Origin of the sequence: Xanthomonas sp. SI (assembly GCF_014236855.1) — a bacterium.
Taxonomy (GTDB): Bacteria; Pseudomonadota; Gammaproteobacteria; order Xanthomonadales; family Xanthomonadaceae; genus Xanthomonas_A.
Genome location: NZ_CP051261.1, coordinates 492,717 through 509,843, shown reverse-complemented (window position 1 = coordinate 509,843; position 17,127 = coordinate 492,717). Strand labels below are relative to the sequence as shown.

The window sequence follows — 17,127 nt, the reverse complement described above, 5'->3', positions numbered from 1 at the left end:
GCAATGTGATCGCGCCATCGCCGCCATCCGCCACGGACACCGGTTGCCGGCCGCACATCGCGGCCACGCCGGCCAGCGCCCCTACCGGATCATCCCTGCGCGACGGATGGCAATCCCACCACCCCAAATGCACGCGTGGCTTCAACCCACTGCTACCGACGTCACGAACTCGGCCAGCAAGGCATTGCAGCGCCGCGCATGGGTGAAGGTCATCCCGTGCGAGGCGCCGGCGAGGACGTGGTGGCGCGCATCGGGCAACCACTCGGCCAGCGCGGAAGCGTTGTCGCGGTACTGCGCCGGGCTCAGTTCGCCGCTGACCAGCAGTACCGGCACCGCCAGCGCCACGGCCTGCTCATTGTCGTAAGACGGCAGCGCATCGCCGATCTGCGGCACCAGGGTCTGCGCGTTATTGCGCACCATCTGCCGGAACGTCGCGCTGCTGCGCGCCCAGGCGCCGGGCTGGCTGACCGAATCGACGAAGCACTCCAGGCCGGCCTCGACCTGTCCATCGCGCAGCAATTCGATCGCCCGTGCGCGGATCGCCACCACGTCTTCGGGCAGGCCCTGCGGCTGCGGCCCGCCCGGATCGAACAGGCTCAGGCTGGCGATCGCGCCAGGCTGCTGCAGCGCGACCTGCCAGGCCACCGCGGCGCCGCGCGAGTGGCCGACCAGATGCACCGGTTGTCCGTAGCTAGCGAGGAACCCGGCCACCTGCTGCGCATGCCAACGCCAGCCGAAGCGATGCCGCAGCGACGATGGCAGCTGCGGGAAATACTGGCCCAGGCTCAGCGCAGCGACCTCGAAACGCTCGGACAGGCCGCGCAGTTGCGGCGCCCAATAGCGGTAGTCGCACAGCGCGCCGTGCACCAGCACCACCGGGGCGCCGGCGCCGAGCCGCAGGTAGGCCAGCGCATCGTCGTCGCCCAGCAAGTGGACCGCGGGCTTGCCGAGCGGGGTGCGCGGACCGATCACCGGTGGCCTCTGGCAAGGCGCTGCAAAGGAGCCCGCACCGCGCTACTCATGGCGCCCGCGCTGACACGACAACGGAGAGGATGCGAAAGGAGTTGCCAGGCACTGGACCACCGAGAGCGCAGATACGACGGCCGCAAGCGTCCTGGCGGCGGCGCGGGCATGGCGGAGGTCGCCTTGCCATGCGCGCCGTACGCGCTGGCGATGCAGCCCAGCGAAATCCAGCGCGGCATCCCAGGGAGCGACGGCGGCGCCACGCGCCCCAGACCGCCGGTCGCCGCCGCAACGCCAAAGGCGACGCAGGCCAGCTGCGGAAGGAATTCCAAGCACGATCGACGATGATGCGGCGCGCTCGGGGAGACACGCGGTACGCGCCAGCCTTTCAACGCAGAGGGCGCCAGCTCGGCATCCCGAGCAGCATGATTACGGGCAACGGTGTCATGCGCCACAGGCCGTCGATCGCCGCAGCGCCGAAGGCGGTGTCCACCACCGGCAGGATTCGCGGTCGAAGAGGCCATGCAGGCTGGGAATGATGTGGTGCGCCCGGAGGGATTCGAACCCCCGACCAATGGCTTCGGAAGCCACTACTCTATCCGGCTGAGCTACGGGCGCAACGGACGCGCATTCTAACGGCAAACCGCGCGCCGCGTCTCCCCCATGTCCGATTGCCGCCAGGGCCGACCCGGCGGTAGCCGTACCCGGCGCCGGAGCGGCGCGGTTTCCGCAAGCGGCCGGAGCCCGGTGACGGCGCATCGCCTGCGTACAACCGGCTCCTACGCCTGGGTCTGTAACTGGATACGGATGCACAGACCGTCGCCGTCGCAGCGGCCACCGCCCGTGCCGTGCTGCCGCCGAGCGAGCCCGGCTGCTACCCTTGCACGATGGGTTACGAACGCTACGAAACGTCCGACGCGTTGCCGCCGCGCGCGCGCCTGGGCCAGTACTGGAAACTGCTGCGCGGCGACCGTCCGATCGGCGCGCTGCTGCTGCTGTGGCCGACTTGGTGGGCGCTGTGGCTGGCCGCCGACGGGCTACCGCCGCTGTGGACGCTGTTCGTGTTCACCGCCGGGGTCTGGCTGACCCGCTCGGCTGGCTGCGTGATCAACGACTACGCCGACCGCTGGCTGGACCCGCAGGTCGAGCGCACCCGCGGCCGGCCGCTGGCCACCGGCGCGGTCAGCGGCCGCGAGGCGCTGGCGGTGTTCGCGCTGCTGATGCTCGCCGCCTTCGCGCTGGTGCTGACGATGAACGCGCTGACCATCGGCCTGAGCGTGGTCGGGCTGTTCCTGGCCGCCAGCTACCCCTACCTGAAGCGCTACACCTACCTGCCGCAGGTCTACCTCGGCATGGCCTTCGGCTGGGGCATCCCGATGGCGTTCGCGGCGATCCGCGGTGAGGTGCCGGCGCTGGGCTGGCTGCTGTACGCGGCCAACATCCTGTGGGCCACCGCCTACGACACCTGGTACGCGATGGTGGACCGCGAGGACGATCTGCGCGCCGGCTCCAAGTCCACCGCGATCCTGTTCGGCGACCTGGACCTGGTTGCGCAGGGCATCCTGTATGCGCTGATGTTCGTCGCGCTGGGCTTCGTCGGCACCCGCGGCGCGCTGGGGATCTGGTACTGGGCGGGTTTGGGCGTGGCCGCGTTGCTGGTCGCCTACGAATTCCGCATCGCGCGAACCCGCGAACGCGCGCCCTGCTTCCGTGCCTTCATGCACAACAACTGGGTCGGCCTGGCGATCTTCGCCGGCATCGTCGCGGCGTTGGCGCTGCGCGCGGGGTAGACCGAAGCGGAGAAGCCGCGCAGTGGCGGCTGCGCACAAGGATATCGTCGGTACAGTCGGCTCGCTTGGCCGCCGACGGCAATGCCGCCGGGGCACACTTCGTCCGATCGTTGCCGGTAAAACGTCGGGACTGAAGTCCCTCCCACAAAAACCGTCGATCGACTCCTGTAGGAGCGGCTTCAGCCGCGACGCCTTTTCCATCGCCGGTGGCGGGAGCGACTTCGATCACGACAAGCATGACCGGCAAAATCCGCATCCCACATGCTGAATCGGCATGTCTCCGTCCCCGACCTGGCCCGACGGTGCAATCGAAGAGAGCGTCAGCGCACTCCGCTTCGAAGCAGCGGCATCGCGCTACGCTGCCGGCACAAGACAGCAGCCCGCGGCTCGAACAGGCGCGCGCTGCGGCGCAGGACCGCCATCACGAACACGGTGCCCCATCCGGATCGCATCAGCCAGCACTAAGGCTTCGCGTGCGCCGTCGACGCATGCGTCAGCAGCGCGAACACCCGCTGTTGTTCCTGCGCATCCTGCAGACCGCTGATACGCAGTCGGTCGCCGGGGAGCGGCGCCATGACCGTCGCCACGGTGAGCACCTGACCATCGGCCAGCAGCGCGATCGGCTTGCCGATGTTCTGCTCCGTCGCCCGGGTCAGGCGATCGTCGTTCCCCGAGAAACTCAGATCGAGTGCCGGCTTGCCATCGTCGCCGTCCACGCGCGCCACCGTCGCGGCGCCATCGACGGCCAATAACTGCTGCGGCGCCAGATACACCGGCCGTCCCTGGTACACGGCCTCGGTATAGCCGGCGCTCGGCGCATAGCTGGCCAGGCGCCATTCGATCTTCGCCTTCACCGCACTCGCGCTCGCGCTGGTGTCGGCGCCATCGGGCGACGGGGCGTAGCTGCACCCGCTGACCCCGAACACGCACAACGCCAACGACAGTCCCAGAGTTCTCAAGCGCATCGCCATCTCCCGCAGTTCGTTTGGCGACATCATAGAAGAACCGGCTGTTGTGGCCTGTCGCAGACAGGTGCCCACCCATGTCACGCAGAAGAACGTGCCATGCACCGTGCTGCGGAACCCGTCCGACAGCGGCCGATTGCGTCGGGTCGTGGCGCCTGCGTGGCACGACGAAGCGTAAAGCTCGCCCCCCAATCAGAAAACGCCCTCGCTGCCGTTGCGTGGTCCAGGCAACCAAACAGCGATCGCTCCCCGCATGCATGACGGATCACGCGACCACGGCCAGCGCCAGACACGCAGGTCCACATGACCCGCCACCCTTGCCATCGCAGGGCCAATCGCCGCCGCGGCATGCAAGCCACCAGCGCACTCACGGCCTCACGGCACCCGCGCCACCACCCACGCATCGACCCGCGCCACGCCGGCGCGGCGCAGCGCCTGTGCCGCGGCATGCAGGGTCGCGCCGGTGGTCATCACGTCGTCGATCAGCGCCACGTGCGGCGGCAGCGGCGCCTGCACCACGAACGCATGGCGCAGGTTGCGACGCCGCGCCTGCGCATCGAGTTCGGACTGCGGCGCCGTGGCGCGCACGCGCTGCAGGCCGGCGCACAGCGGCAGGCGCAGCGCGCGCGCCAGCGGCCGCGCCAGTTCCAGCGCCTGGTCGTAGCCGCGCTGGCGCAGCCGTGCGCAATGCAGCGGCACCGGCAGCAGTGCCTGCGGCCGCGGCAAACCGGCGCAGCGCGCCTGCAGCAATGCCGCCAGCAGGCGCCCGGCGGCCAGGTCCTGATGGAACTTGAAGCGGCGCAGCAATCCATCCACCGGCGCAGCGTAGACGCAGGCGCTGGCGACCAGGGCCAGCGGCGGCGGTTTGCGTTGGCAGCTGCCGCACAACTGGTCCGCGTCCAGCGCGGGCAGCGGCAGCGCGCACCCCTGGCAGGCGCTGGCATTCCAGGGCAGCGCGTCGCGGCAGGCCGGGCACAGGTCCAGGCCGGCGGCGCCGGGCTCGGTACAGACCAGGCAGCGCTCCGGCAGTACCCAACGCTGCAGCCGCCGCCAGTAGCCGTCAACCCGACCCACCCCGCTGAAGTTGACAGGGATATCCATGCTCACCAGACTGCCCGCTTTCCCAGCCGCTTACCGTCAGGAAACCACCATGTCCGCTGTCGTCCGACACGACTGGCAACGCCAGGAATTGCTCGCCCTGTTCGATCTGCCGTTCCCGGAGCTGCTGCACCGCGCCGCCGCGGTGCATCGCGAACACTTCGATCCGGCGCAGGTGCAGGTCTCCACGCTGCTGTCGGTGAAGACCGGCGGTTGCCCGGAAGACTGCGCGTACTGCCCGCAGGCGCAGCGCTACGACACCGGGGTGGACGCGCAGAAGCTGATGAGCACCGAGGCGGTGCTGGAGAAAGCGCGCCAGGCCAAGGCCGCCGGCGCGTCGCGGTTCTGCATGGGCGCGGCGTGGCGCTCGCCGAAGGACCGCGACATCCCCAAGGTCGCGGCGATGATCCGCGAGGTGAAGGCGCTGGGCCTGGAGACCTGCGCCACCCTGGGCATGCTCGACGGGCGCCAGGCGCAGGCGCTGAAGTCGGCCGGGCTGGACTACTACAACCACAATCTGGACACCGCGCCGGACTTCTACGACACGATCATCCACACCCGCCAGTACCAGGATCGCCTGGACACGCTGGCCCACGTGCGCGATGCCGGCATGAAGACCTGCTGCGGCGGCATCGTCGGCATGGGCGAATCGCGCGAGCAGCGCGCCGGCCTGCTGCAGGCGCTGGCCAACCTGCCGGTGCATCCGGACTCGGTGCCGATCAACCGCCTGGTGCAGGTCGCCGGCACCCCGCTGCACGGCACGGTCGAGCTGGACCCGTTCGAGTTCGTGCGCACCATCGCCGTGGCCCGCATCGCGATGCCGCAGGCGATGGTGCGGCTGTCGGCCGGCCGCGAGAGCATGAGCGACGAACTGCAGGCGCTGTGCTTCTGCGCCGGCGCCAACTCGATCTTCTACGGCGAAAAACTGCTGACCACCGGCAACCCGGACACCGCACGCGACCAGGCGCTGTTCGCGCGCCTGGGGCTGAAGCCGATGCAGGTGCAGGTGGACGCCGATGCGCACGACCATCCCGGCACCGTGCATGCGGACATCACCGCGCCGGCACCGGCAGCGGACAGGCCGGCGATCGCCGCGGCACTGGTCTGACCCCAGCGCGCCGCGCCGGCGCGCGCACGTCCATCCGCCGATCCGGCCGTCCATCGCCGGCGGCGCCCGGCGCGGCCGGGGACGCGCTACGCTAGCCAGCCGCCCCATGCCCCGCCGCCCATGGCCCGTCCCGACCTGCACGACCGCATCCAGTCCTTGCGCAAGCTGCGCGAGGCGCAGGGCCGCATCCGCGTGCGCCGCAGCGTGGGCCGCCGCGACGGCGTGCGCCTGGAGCTGGACGGGCGCTGGCTGACCGGCTTCTGCAGCAACGACTACCTGGGCCTGGCGCAGCAGTTCGAAGTGCTCGCCGCACTGCAGGACGCGGCCGCGCGCGAGGGCGTCGGCGCCACCGCCTCGCACCTGGTCTGCGGCCATCACGCGCTGCACGAAAGCCTGGAACGCGAGGTCGCCGACTGGCTCGGCTATCCGCGCGCACTGCTGTTCGGCAGCGGCTTCCTCGCCAACCTGGCGGTGCAGCAGGCGCTGCTGAGCGAAGAAGAAGACGTGTGCGTGCAGGACCGGCTCAACCACGCCAGCCTGCTCGACGCCACCCGCCTGGCCGGTTGCCGCCTGCGCCGCTATCCGCACCTGGATACCGAAGGCGCGATGCGCCAGCTCAAGCACGCCGCCGACGGCGCGGCGATGCTGGCCACCGATGGCGTGTTCAGCATGGATGGCGACATCGCCCCGCTGCGCTCGCTGACCCTGGTGGCGCGCATGCAGCAGGCGCTGATGTACGTGGACGACGCGCACGGCGTCGGCGTGGTCGGCCCGCATGGCCGCGGCTGCGTGGCCGAGGCCGGGCTTGGCGTGGACGATGTGCCGCTGCAACTGGTGACCCTGGGCAAGGCGCTGGGCGGCTACGGCGCGCTGGTGGTCGGCGACGAGGCGCTGATCCGGCATCTGGCCGAAACCGCGCGCCCCTACCTGTACACCACCGCGCTGCCGCCGGCGCAGGCCGCCGCCTCGCTGGCCGCGGTGAAACTGGCGCGGCGCGACCAGTGGCGGCGCGAGCGCCTGGCCGAGACCATCGCCGCGTTCCGCGGCGGCGCGCGCCGCCATGGCCTGGAACTGATGGCCTCGGACACGCCGATCCAGCCGCTGCTGTGCGGCGACGAGGCCAGCGCGCTGGCGCTGTCGGCGGCGCTCGAGCAGGCCGGCTTCCTGGTCTCCGCAATCCGCCCGCCGACCGTGCCCGAAGGCAAGTCGCGGCTGCGGGTCACGCTGTCGGCATTGCACACGCCGGCGCAGGTGCAGGCGCTGCTGGACGCGCTGGCGCTGGCGCGCGACCGCCTGGCCGCGCATCCGGTCGGCCTGCCGGCATGAGCGCGCCGATGTGAGCGGCTCGCCGTGAACGACGGCGACCTCGCGGCGCGCCGCGAGGTATGGGCCGCGCTGTCCGAGCTGTACCTGGACGACGACGTCGCCGCGCGGCATGCGCATATCGCCGCCGTGCTCGCGGCCTCGCCGTACGCAGCGGAGACGCTGCGGCGCATGCTGCTGCACGACGTGCATCCGCGCCTGGCGCCGAACCTGCTGAGCGTGGCCGGGGTCTGGCAAGGCTTCGACCACGCCTGGCTGAGTGCGGCGATCCAGCGCGGCGAAGGCGTGCAGCGCTGGCCGGCCTGGCGCACCCGCGCCTACCCGCGCGAACAATGGCGCTTGCTGCTGCCGCAACTGCTGGCCTTGCGCGCGCAAGACTGAGCGCGGCGCTACACGGTTCTTCCTTTCCATTCGGCACACGATCGACGATGCACATCGAAACCCTGGGGCACGGCCCCGATCTGGTCCTGATCCACGGCTGGGCGCTGCACGGCGGCATCTTCGCGCCCTTGGTCGAGCGCCTGTCGGCGCAGTTCCGCATGCACCTGGTGGACCTGCCCGGGCATGGCCACAGCCGCGGCGACGACACCCCGCTGGCGCTGCCGCACGTGGTCAGCGCGATCGCCGCGGCGACGCCGCCGGCGGCGTGGCTGGGTTGGTCGCTGGGCGGGCTGTTCGCACTGCATGCCGCGGCGACCCAGCCACAGGTGCGCGGCCTGGCGATGCTCGCGGCGACGCCGCGGTTCGTGCGCGGCAGCGACTGGCCGCATGCGGTGGAACCGCAGGTGTTCGCGCAGTTCGGCCGCGACCTGGCCGACGACTACCGCGGCACCCTGGACCGTTTCCTGGCGCTGGACACGCTGGGCTCGGCGCATGCCCGCACCGAATTGCGCACGCTGCGCGAGACCCTGAGTGCACGCGGCGAACCCGATGCGCAGGCACTGCAGGATGGGCTGACCCTGCTGGAGCGCAGCGACCTGCGCCGCGCATTGCCCGGCCTGCGCGTACCCAGCCTGTGGATCAGCGGCCAGCGCGACCGGCTCGTATCGCCCGCCGGAATGGACGACGCCGCAGCGCTGGCGCCGCATGCGCAGACGCTGAGCATCGCCGGCGGCGGCCATGCGCCGTTTCTCGGCCATGCCGATGCGGTGGCGGAGGCGTTGCGGGGATTTCTCTGCGGCCTGCAGTGATGCTCTTTGCAGAAGGGGCTTAGCCCCGACGCCTAAGCGGTAAAAGCGTCGGGACTGAAGTCCCTCCCACAAGAGAAACCGTCCGCGCAGCCGGCAGCGGCCACATGCCATTCCTCGGCCATGCCGATGAGCTGGAGGGACGCACTGCGCAAATTCCTCTCCGACTTGCAGTGATGCCCTTGTGGGAGGGGCTTCAGCCCCGACGCCTTACCGGCAAAAGCGTCGGGGTTGAAGCCCCTCCTACAGAAAAGCAGGACGCGGCCAGGCGCACCACCGCGCTGGCCGCCGCCACGCCGATGCCCGATCATCGTGGTTCCTTCGATCGGAGCATCTGCATGGACCTGGGCATCGCCGGCAAATGGGCGCTGGTCTGCGCCGCGAGCAAGGGCCTGGGCCTGGGCTGCGCGCGGGCGCTGGCCGGCGAAGGCGTCAACGTGGTGATCGTGGCGCGCGGCCAGGCCGCGCTGGACGCGGCGGCGGATGGCCTGCGCGCGCTGCCCGGCGCCGGCGTGGTGATCGCGGTCGCCGCCGACATCACGACCGAGGCCGGACGCGCCGCCGCACTGGCGGCCTGCCCGCAGGTCGACATCCTGGTCAACAACGCCGGCGGCCCGCCGCCGGGCGACTTCCGCGACTGGGATCGCGAGGACTGGCTGCGCGCGCTGGACGCCAACATGCTGACGCCGATCGCGTTGATCCGCGCCACCGTCGACGCGATGCAGGCGCGCGGCTTCGGCCGCATCGTCAACATCACCTCGGCGGCGGTGAAGGCGCCGATCGACAGCCTGGGCCTGTCCAACGGCGCGCGTGCCGGCCTGACCGGTTTCGTCGCCGGGCTGGCGCGGCGCACCGTCGCACACAACGTCACCATCAACAACCTGCTGCCCGGCCAGTTCGACACCGACCGGCTGCGCAGCAACTTCACCCATGCCGCGCAGCGCAGCGGCACCGACGTGGACACCGTGGCGGCGCAGAAGCGCGAGCAGATTCCGGCCGGGCGTTTCGGCACGGCGGAGGAATTCGGCGCGGCCTGCGCGTTCCTGTGCAGCGCGCAGGCCGGCTACCTCAGCGGCCAGAACCTGCTGCTCGACGGCGGTGCTTATCCGGGGACGTTCTGAAGGCCGGGATTGGGGATTCGGGATTGGGGATGGGGGGACTGCGCGCGGTCGCTTCCGATGTTTGACATTTGTATTGCGGATGAGCTCGGTGCGGCCTGCGCGCCTGCGTGCAATGCACAGGCCATTGCGTCAGTGGGCAGATCCTGTTGCTCGGTGCGCGGCCCATCCTGGAAAGGGACAGGGTTCGAGACGGAGTGAATGGCTGCGTGCGGTCCGCGCGGTGTCCGCTGATGCGCTCGGACTGATGCGCGATGGCGATGGGAATTGAGAGGCGGGAATGGGCAAGCCAGGCGACCGCCTCGCCGCCGCAGCCGTTTCGATTCCCCACTCCCGATTCCCCATTCCCGGCTTTTCGCTGGCCGCTGCGCGCCGCGGCCGGCGATAATGCGCCGATGGATTCCTCTTCGTTCGACGCCCACCACATCCGCCGCGCGTTCTCGCGCGCCGCCGCCAGCTACGATGCCGCCGCCGCCCTGCAACACGAGGTCGAGAAGCGCCTGCTGGAATCGCTGGACTACCTCGGCGACCGCGTGCCGCAGGTGGTGCTGGACGTGGGCAGCGGCCCGGCGCACGCCGCCGCGACGATGAAGAAGCGCTGGCCGCGCGCGCAGGTGATCGCGCTCGACCAGGCGCTGCCGATGCTGCAGCAGGCCAAGCGCCAGGCCGGCTGGTGGAAGCCGTTCGGCCGCGTCTGCGCCGATGCGCGCGCGCTGCCGCTGGCCGAGCACAGCGTCGATGTGATCTTCAGCAACCTGTGCCTGCAGTGGGTCGAAGACCTGCCGGCGGTGTTCGCCGGCTTCCGCCGCGTGCTCAAGCCCGGCGGCCTGCTGCTGTGCTCCAGCTTCGGCCCGGACACGCTGGTCGAACTGCGCGAGGCGTTCGCCCAGGCCGACCGCGAAGCGCCGCACGTGAGCCGCTTCGCGCCGATCGCGCAGTTCGGCGATGCCTTGATGCTGTCCGGTTTCCGCGACCCGGTGCTGGACCGCGACCTGTTCACCCTCACCTATCCCGACCTGGCCGCGCTGATGCGCGAACTGCGCGCGATCGGCGCGACCAACGCGCTGCACGCGCGCCGCCACACGCTGACCGGGCGCGGCCGTTTCGCCGCCGCCAGCGCCGCCTACGAGCCGCTGCGCAACGCCGACGGCAAGCTGCCGAGCAGTTGGGAAGTGATCTATGCGCACGCTTGGGCGCCGCCGCCGGGCGCGCCGATCCGCGAGGGCGGCAACGAGATCGCCGCGGTGCCGGTGTCGGCGATCCCGATCCGCCGCCGCGGCGATTGAGGCGACGCGTTTCGTTACGGGACTCGGGACTCGGGACAGCCCAGAACCGGATGCACCACCTGTAGGAGCGGCTTCAGCCGCGACCGAGTCTACGGGTAGAACCTGTCGCGGCTGAAGCCGCTCCTACACGACAGCCAGGCGGCCGTACACGCGTTCCTGCTTGCGCTCGCTCAGGCCGACACCTGGTCGATCCAGTCCTGCAGGTTGTAGTAGTTGCTGACCCGGGCGATCTTGCCGTCGCGGATGTCGAAGAACGCCCCGCCCGGCAGCACGTAGGTCTGTCCGCGCGCCGGCGGCAGGCCTTCGTCGGTGTGGTGGTATTCGCCGTGCACCACGTATTCGGCGGCGGCGCGGCGGCCGTCCTGCCCGCCCAGCACCACGATATCGCGCAGCTGCTCGCGGTAGCTGGCGTTCATCCGCTGCAGGAACGCGGCGAAGGTGTCCTTGCCGGTCTCGCGCGCGCCCTGGTTGAGATCGTGCGCGACGTCGTCGGTCAGCTTGTCGAGCATCGCCGTCCAGTCGCCGCGGTTGAACGCGTCGTAATAGGACAGCACCAGCTCGATGGCGCGGTCTTGCTCGCGGGTTCCGTCGATCTTCATCGCCACCACCTCATGCCATGCGGGCGCCCATGATACGGCGCTCGGGCCCGCTCAGGCGCCCGGCACCAGCAGGTCGCGGTGGAAGAAGTAGACCTCCTGCAGCAGGAAGCGCCAGCGGGTCTGGAAGCTGCGGAAGCGGGTGCTCGGGGTCGAGGACGCCAGCGCGTCGATCTGCAGCTCGCGGCACAGGCGCAGCGCCCGCGCCATGTGCAGCGGATCGCTGACCACGATCGCCCGGTGCAGGCCGTGGCTGCGCATCAGCCCGCGCGCCTCCAGCAGGTTCTGGCGGGTGGTGCGCGAGACGGTCTCGATCAGGATCGCGTCGGCCGGCACGTCGTGGCGCAGCGCGTAGCGGCGCGCCACCTGTGACTCGGCAAAGCGCGCGCCATTGCCGCCGAAGCCGCCGGTGAAGATCAGGGTCGGCGCATAGCCGCGCTGGTAGAGGTCCAGGCCGTGGCGGATGCGCTCTTCGAACACCGGCGAGGGCTTGGCGTCGTAGGCGGCCGCCCCGAGCACGATGATCGCGTCGGCCGGCGCCGCCTGGTCGCGGTCGCCGACCCAGACGATGTAGATCGCCACGCCCAGCAGCCACAGCCCCAGCACCGCGGTCAGCCGACCGAGCCAGCCCAGCCAGCCGCGTCGTCGCCGCGGCTTCACGCCGTGCCCCACGGCAGGGCGTCGAGATCGACGTTGCCGCCGGACAGGATCAGCCCGACCCGGCGCCCGGCGAAGCGCTCGGGCTGCGCCAGCACCGCCGCCAGCGCGATCGCCGACGAGGGTTCCACCACCTGCTTGAGCACCTGCCACAGCAGCCGCATCGCCGCCACGGTGGCGGCGTCCTCGACCACGATCGTCTCGGCCTGGCCGTGCAGCAGCGCGAAGTTGGACGCACCGAGGGTGCCGCGCAAGCCGTCGCAGATCGTGTCCGGAACGAAGTCCACGCGCAGCGCGCCGGCCGCCAGCGAGCGCGCGGTGTCGGCGGCGCCGGCCGGCTCGGCCAGCAGCAGGCGCGCCTGCGGCGCCAGCGCCGACAGCGCCAGGCGGCTGCCGGCGGCCAGGCCGCCGCCGCCGACCGGCACCACCAGCAGGTCGAGCGGGCCGCTGGCGCCGAGCAGTTCCAGGGCCGCGGTGCCCTGGCCGGCGATCACCGCCGGATCGGTGTACGGATGCACCAGGGTTGCGCCGGTCTGCTGCTGCACCTGCGCGCACATCGCCTCGCGCGCGGCGATGCCGGCCTCGCAGCGCCACAGGGTGGCGCCGTCGCGGGCGATATTGGCCAGCTTGGCCGCCACCGCGCCCTCCGGCACCACCACGTGGCAACCGATGCCGCGGCTACGCGCGGCCTGCGCCAGGGCCGCACCGTGATTGCCCGAGGAATGGGTGACCACGCCGTGCGCGGCCTGCGCCTCGCTCAGCGCCCACACCGCATTGCAGGCGCCGCGGAACTTGAACGCGCCGCCGCGCTGCAGGTGCTCGGCCTTGAACAGCAGGGTCGCGCCAGTCGCCGCGTCCAGCGCCCGCGAGCGCAGGACCGGGGTGACCTGGGCATGCGGCGCGATCCGCGCCGCGGCGGCGGTCACATCGGCGAAAACGGGCAGTGAAGATGAGAACATGCGTGAAAGGTTAGCGTATCGTCCCAAGTTCGCGGTGTCGCGGGCTGCCGGGGCAACACGGCGGTTGCACGCGACTTAAGCGTTCAATCAACGACGAAGCGAGTTAAGGGGGCATTCAATGCAACACGCCGAACCTGTCGGTCAGCCTCAGGGAGAGGATTCGCCATGAACATGCGCCTGATCTGGGCCGCTGGATTGCTGGCCACGCTGAGCGGCTGCGCCACCTACGACTACGCCGACAACGGCGGCGGCGGTTATTACCGCGGTGCCCCATCGGTCGAATACCGCTATCCGGACGGCTACTCCGACGGCTATTACGCGCCGTACGGCGCGGTGCCCTACGGTTATGGCGCCGGCTATTACGGCTATGGCTACTACGGCTATGGCGGCCCGTACTACTACCGCGACTACTACGGTCCGCCGCGGCACCGTCCGCCGCCGCGTCCGCGGCCCGACGACAACGGCCGCCCGCCGGACCGGCCGCCGCCGGTCATCGGTGGCGGCGGCGGCCGGGGCAAGGCGCCGTGGCGCGACCTGGACCGGCTGCGCCGTCCCGATGCCGCCAACGCCGGCCCACGCCCCCAGTCGATGCAGCCGCGGCCGCAGTCGATGCAGCCACGTCCGGCCAGCGCGCCGCGGCCGGCCGCCCAGCCGCGTCCGGCCGCACCCCGGCCTGGCAATCTGGGTCGTAGCAATGGGACGAAGCGCACACTAGAGCCCTAAGAAAAGGCTTGATTTCACGCAGGCACAAGACGCACTCTACGTCGTACGGGGTGACCGCCTGCGTCGCTTTATGACCCGAAGGGATCGCCCCACTGTCTATGTCGATGTCCGACAGGGAAATCTGGATCCCCCCTGTTCCGGCCCTGTCGGGCGTCGGCGCCTAAAACGAAAAGCCCCGGTTCGCCGGGGCTTTTCGCGTTCGGGCCTTGCTGTTGTTGGCATCGGACCCGAATCGCAGGCATAAAAAAGGGCCGGCAGTCCCCCGACTACCGGCCCCCAGCTCCCCCAACGTGCGCGTGACTGGCCCCTGTTCCAATTCCAGTCGTACGCCCCTGACGCAATGCCACGTTGGGTGCAGTAGGGATATCTGCAGATGGCGTGCCAACTTTAGGGGCGAATCCGTAAACTGTGATGAGAACTCCAAAATTTCCGTTTTCCGGCGTGCGCCACCCCGCGAACGCCCCCATCCCGGTCCCCGCGACCGGGCGGACGAGTACCCGATGAGCCATTCCTTCTACCGCTACGACGTCATCGTGATCGGCGGCGGCCACGCGGGCACCGAGGCCGCGCTGGCCGCCGCGCGCGCCGGCGCACGCACCCTGCTGCTGACCCACAACGTGGAGACGGTGGGCGCGATGAGCTGCAACCCGGCCATCGGCGGCATCGGCAAGGGCCATCTGGTCAAGGAAATCGATGCGCTGGGCGGGGCGATGGCGCATGCCGCCGACCTGGCCGGCATCCAGTGGCGCACGCTCAACGCGTCCAAGGGCCCGGCGGTGCGCGCCACCCGCTGCCAGGCCGACCGCAACCTGTACCGCGGCGCGATCCGGCGCCTGGTCGAGACTCAGCCGAACCTGACCCTGTTCCAGGCCGCGGTCGACGCGCTGATCGTGGAAGGCGAGCGCGTGCGCGGCGCCATCACCCAGACCGGCCTGCGCTTCGAGGCGGCGGCGGTGGTGCTGACCGCCGGCACCTTCCTGGCCGGCAAGATCCACATCGGCCAGACCCAGTATGCCGGCGGCCGCGCCGGCGACCCGCCGGCCACCGCGCTGGCGCAGACGCTGCGCGACGGCCGCTTCGGCGTGGACCGGCTCAAGACCGGCACCCCGCCGCGCATCGACGGGCGCAGCCTCGACTACGCGGCGATGGAAGAGCAGCCCGGCGACGATCCGCTGCCGGTGATGTCGTTCATGGGCGAACTCGCCCAGCATCCGCGCCAGGTCTCGTGCTGGATCACCCATACCACCGAGCGCACCCACGACATCATCCGCGGCGCGCTGGACCGCTCGCCGCTGTACACCGGCCAGATCGAGGGCATCGGCCCGCGCTACTGCCCGTCGATCGAGGACAAGGTGGTGCGCTTCGCCGACAAGGCCAGCCATCAGATCTTCGTCGAGCCCGAAGGCCTGGACGTGGCCGAGATCTATCCCAACGGCATCTCCACCTCGCTGCCGTTCGACGTGCAGCTGGAGCTGGTGCGTTCGATCCGCGGCTTCGAGCGCGCCCACATCACCCGCCCCGGCTACGCGATCGAATACGACTTCTTCGACCCGCGCGGGCTCAAGGCCTCGCTGGAGACCAAGGCCATGCCGGGGCTGTTCTTCGCCGGCCAGATCAACGGCACCACCGGCTACGAGGAAGCGGCCGCGCAGGGACTGATCGCCGGACTCAATGCGGCGCGCCAGGTGCGTGGGCTGGAGCCGTGGTCGCCGCGCCGCGACCAGGCCTACATCGGCGTACTGATCGACGACCTGATCACCCACGGCACCACCGAGCCGTACCGCATGTTCACCAGCCGCGCCGAATACCGGCTGCAGCTGCGCGAGGACAACGCCGACGCGCGCCTGACCAGCATCGGCCACGAACTGGGCCTGGTCGGCGAGGCGCGCTGGGCGCGCTTCCAGGCCAAGCAGGAGGCGGTGGCGCGGGAGAACGAACGGCTGAGCGCGCTGTGGGCCACGCCGGGCAATGCGCTGGGCCGCGAGGTCGCCGCGACGCTGGGCGTGGCGGTGAGCCGCGAGACCACCGTGCTCGACCTGATCAAACGCCCGGAGCTGAACTACGCCGCGTTGATGCGGGTGCCGTCGCTGGGCCCGGGCGTGGACGACGCGCAGGTCGCCGAGCAGGTCGAGATCGGCATCAAGTACGCCGGCTATCTTGATCGCCAGCGCGACGAGATCGCGCGCCAGCAGCGCCACGAGGACACGCCGATTCCCGAGGCGTTCGACTACGCGCAGGTGCGCGGGCTGTCGGCCGAAGTGCAGCAGAAACTGCAGCGCGTGCGCCCACAGAGCGTGGGCCAGGCGCAGCGCATTCCCGGCATGACCCCGGCGGCGATCTCGCTGCTGCTGGTGCACCTGGAGCGCGCGCGGCGCAGCCGGGTGGCGTAAGCGGCGGCTGCGCGGCATCCTGTCCCGCCGCTACAAGGACGACAGGCCATGGAGATCCACCCGCTCGCGCCGGACAAGCGCGTCGCCGTGCTGGACGCGCTCGGCGACATCGAACGCAGCCACGATGTGCGCATCCTGCTGGCCTGCGAGTCCGGCAGCCGCGGCTGGGGATTTTCCTCGCCCGACAGCGACTACGACGCGCGCTTCGTCTATATGCATCGGCCGGAGTGGTATCTGACCGTCAACGAACGCACCGGGCCGGGCGAGCCGCAGCGCGACGTGATCGAACTGCCGATCGCCGACGACCTGGACGTCAGCGGCTGGGACCTGCGCAAGGCGCTGCGTCTGGTATCCAAGTCCAATCCAACGCTGCTGGAATGGCTGCAGTCGCCGCTGGTCTACCGCCAGGATCCCACCGCCGTCTCCGGACTGCTGCAGATGGCGCACGCGTTCTACTCGCCGCTGGGCACCTGGTGGCATTACTTCAACATGGCCAAGAGCAACTACCGCGGTTATCTGCGCGGCGAACGCATCCGCACCAAGAAATACCTGTACGTGCTGCGCCCGGTGCTGGCCTGCCAGTGGATCGAACGCGAGCAGGGGATGCCGCCGATGGCGTTCGAGCTGCTGCTGGAGGCGCTGCTGCCGTCGGGACCGCTGCGTGAGGCGATCGATGCCTTGCTGGAGAAGAAACGCGCCGCCGCGGAAATCGAGGACGGTCCGCGGGTCCCGGCGATCAGCGACTTCCTGGACGCCGAACTGGCGCGCATGGGCGCCGCCGCGCCGCGCCTAGCCGCCGGCAGCGGCGATCCGCGGGCGCTGGATGCGCTGTTCCGCCAACTGATCCGTACCGATGCCTCCGCTTAGCATCATGTGCATCGCGCATGCCCCTGTAGGAGCGGCTTCAGCCGCGACAGGCGTTACCGGTAATGCCTGTCGCGGCTGAAGCCGCTCCTACAGGAGG

16 protein-coding genes and 1 tRNA gene are annotated in these 17,127 nt (G+C 70.6%); 10 read left to right on the top strand and 7 right to left on the bottom strand.

The window, feature by feature from the left end; translation table 11 throughout:
• Positions 1-141: 141 nt before the first annotated feature.
• A complete protein-coding gene (locus HEP75_RS02300) occupies positions 142-972 on the bottom strand; it encodes an alpha/beta hydrolase (RefSeq protein WP_185825291.1) in 831 nt (276 codons plus the stop codon).
• 532 nt (positions 973-1,504) lie between these two features.
• A tRNA-Arg gene (locus tag HEP75_RS02295) sits at positions 1,505-1,581 on the bottom strand.
• Between the two features lie 269 nt (positions 1,582-1,850).
• On the opposite strand from HEP75_RS02295, the gene ubiA reads away from it, so the two are divergent.
• Positions 1,851-2,753, top strand: coding sequence for a 4-hydroxybenzoate octaprenyltransferase (ubiA, locus tag HEP75_RS02290; RefSeq protein WP_185825290.1), 903 nt, complete (start codon positions 1,851-1,853; stop codon positions 2,751-2,753).
• Positions 2,754-3,214: 461 nt separating this feature from the next.
• Here ubiA and HEP75_RS02285 read toward each other — a convergent pair whose 3' ends face one another.
• Entirely contained in the window at positions 3,215-3,724 is a 510-nt protein-coding gene (locus tag HEP75_RS02285) for a preprotein translocase subunit SecD (protein WP_255423970.1), read from the bottom strand.
• A gap of 369 nt (positions 3,725-4,093) precedes the next feature.
• Positions 4,094-4,819 carry a ComF family protein gene (locus HEP75_RS02280; protein WP_185815008.1) on the bottom strand — a complete coding sequence of 242 codons (726 nt, stop codon included), beginning with the start codon at positions 4,817-4,819 and terminating at the stop codon, positions 4,094-4,096.
• A gap of 49 nt (positions 4,820-4,868) precedes the next feature.
• On the opposite strand from HEP75_RS02280, the gene bioB reads away from it, so the two are divergent.
• The 6 genes from bioB to bioC all read left to right on the top strand — a co-directional run bounded on the left by bioB (position 4,869) and on the right by bioC (position 10,838).
• Positions 4,869-5,924, top strand: coding sequence for a biotin synthase BioB (bioB, locus tag HEP75_RS02275; protein WP_185821964.1), 1,056 nt, complete (start codon positions 4,869-4,871; stop codon positions 5,922-5,924).
• 120 nt (positions 5,925-6,044) lie between these two features.
• Complete coding sequence (gene bioF, locus HEP75_RS02270) at positions 6,045-7,250, top strand: 8-amino-7-oxononanoate synthase (RefSeq protein WP_185815006.1); 1,206 nt, start codon at positions 6,045-6,047, stop codon at positions 7,248-7,250.
• A 24-nt stretch (positions 7,251-7,274) separates the two neighbouring features.
• Positions 7,275-7,628 (top strand): hypothetical protein, encoded by a 354-nt coding sequence (locus tag HEP75_RS02265; RefSeq protein ID WP_185825289.1) that lies wholly within the window; start codon positions 7,275-7,277, stop codon positions 7,626-7,628.
• 47 nt (positions 7,629-7,675) lie between these two features.
• Positions 7,676-8,437, top strand: coding sequence for a pimeloyl-ACP methyl ester esterase BioH (gene bioH, locus HEP75_RS02260; protein ID WP_185825288.1), 762 nt, complete (start codon positions 7,676-7,678; stop codon positions 8,435-8,437).
• Between the two features lie 335 nt (positions 8,438-8,772).
• A complete protein-coding gene (locus HEP75_RS02255; RefSeq protein ID WP_185825287.1) occupies positions 8,773-9,555 on the top strand; it encodes an SDR family oxidoreductase in 783 nt (260 codons plus the stop codon).
• 392 nt (positions 9,556-9,947) lie between these two features.
• Positions 9,948-10,838: a malonyl-ACP O-methyltransferase BioC gene (gene bioC / locus HEP75_RS02250; protein WP_185825286.1), complete on the top strand. Its 891-nt coding sequence runs from the start codon at positions 9,948-9,950 to the stop codon at positions 10,836-10,838.
• 170 nt (positions 10,839-11,008) lie between these two features.
• Here bioC and HEP75_RS02245 read toward each other — a convergent pair whose 3' ends face one another.
• From HEP75_RS02245 to HEP75_RS02235, 3 genes are read right to left on the bottom strand one after another with little or no spacing between them, the layout of a single operon-like run.
• Positions 11,009-11,437, bottom strand: coding sequence for a ketosteroid isomerase-related protein (locus HEP75_RS02245; protein ID WP_185825285.1), 429 nt, complete (start codon positions 11,435-11,437; stop codon positions 11,009-11,011).
• Positions 11,438-11,488: 51 nt separating this feature from the next.
• Positions 11,489-12,067, bottom strand: a complete 579-nt coding sequence (locus HEP75_RS02240; RefSeq protein ID WP_255424065.1) for a YdcF family protein — start codon at positions 12,065-12,067, stop codon at positions 11,489-11,491.
• Positions 12,068-12,090: 23 nt separating this feature from the next.
• Positions 12,091-13,050, bottom strand: coding sequence for a pyridoxal-phosphate dependent enzyme (locus HEP75_RS02235; RefSeq protein ID WP_185825283.1), 960 nt, complete (start codon positions 13,048-13,050; stop codon positions 12,091-12,093).
• A 165-nt stretch (positions 13,051-13,215) separates the two neighbouring features.
• Here HEP75_RS02235 and HEP75_RS02230 point away from each other — a divergent pair, with 165 nt between their 5' ends.
• From HEP75_RS02230 to HEP75_RS02220, 3 genes are all read left to right on the top strand, one after another.
• Positions 13,216-13,773 (top strand): hypothetical protein, encoded by a 558-nt coding sequence (locus tag HEP75_RS02230; RefSeq protein WP_185814999.1) that lies wholly within the window; start codon positions 13,216-13,218, stop codon positions 13,771-13,773.
• Positions 13,774-14,273: 500 nt separating this feature from the next.
• A complete protein-coding gene (mnmG, locus tag HEP75_RS02225; RefSeq protein WP_185825282.1) occupies positions 14,274-16,163 on the top strand; it encodes a tRNA uridine-5-carboxymethylaminomethyl(34) synthesis enzyme MnmG in 1,890 nt (629 codons plus the stop codon).
• A 48-nt stretch (positions 16,164-16,211) separates the two neighbouring features.
• On the top strand, positions 16,212-17,030 hold the full coding sequence (locus HEP75_RS02220) for a nucleotidyltransferase domain-containing protein (RefSeq protein WP_185825281.1): 819 nt from the start codon (positions 16,212-16,214) through the stop codon (positions 17,028-17,030).
• The last annotated feature ends 97 nt before the right edge of the window (positions 17,031-17,127 follow it).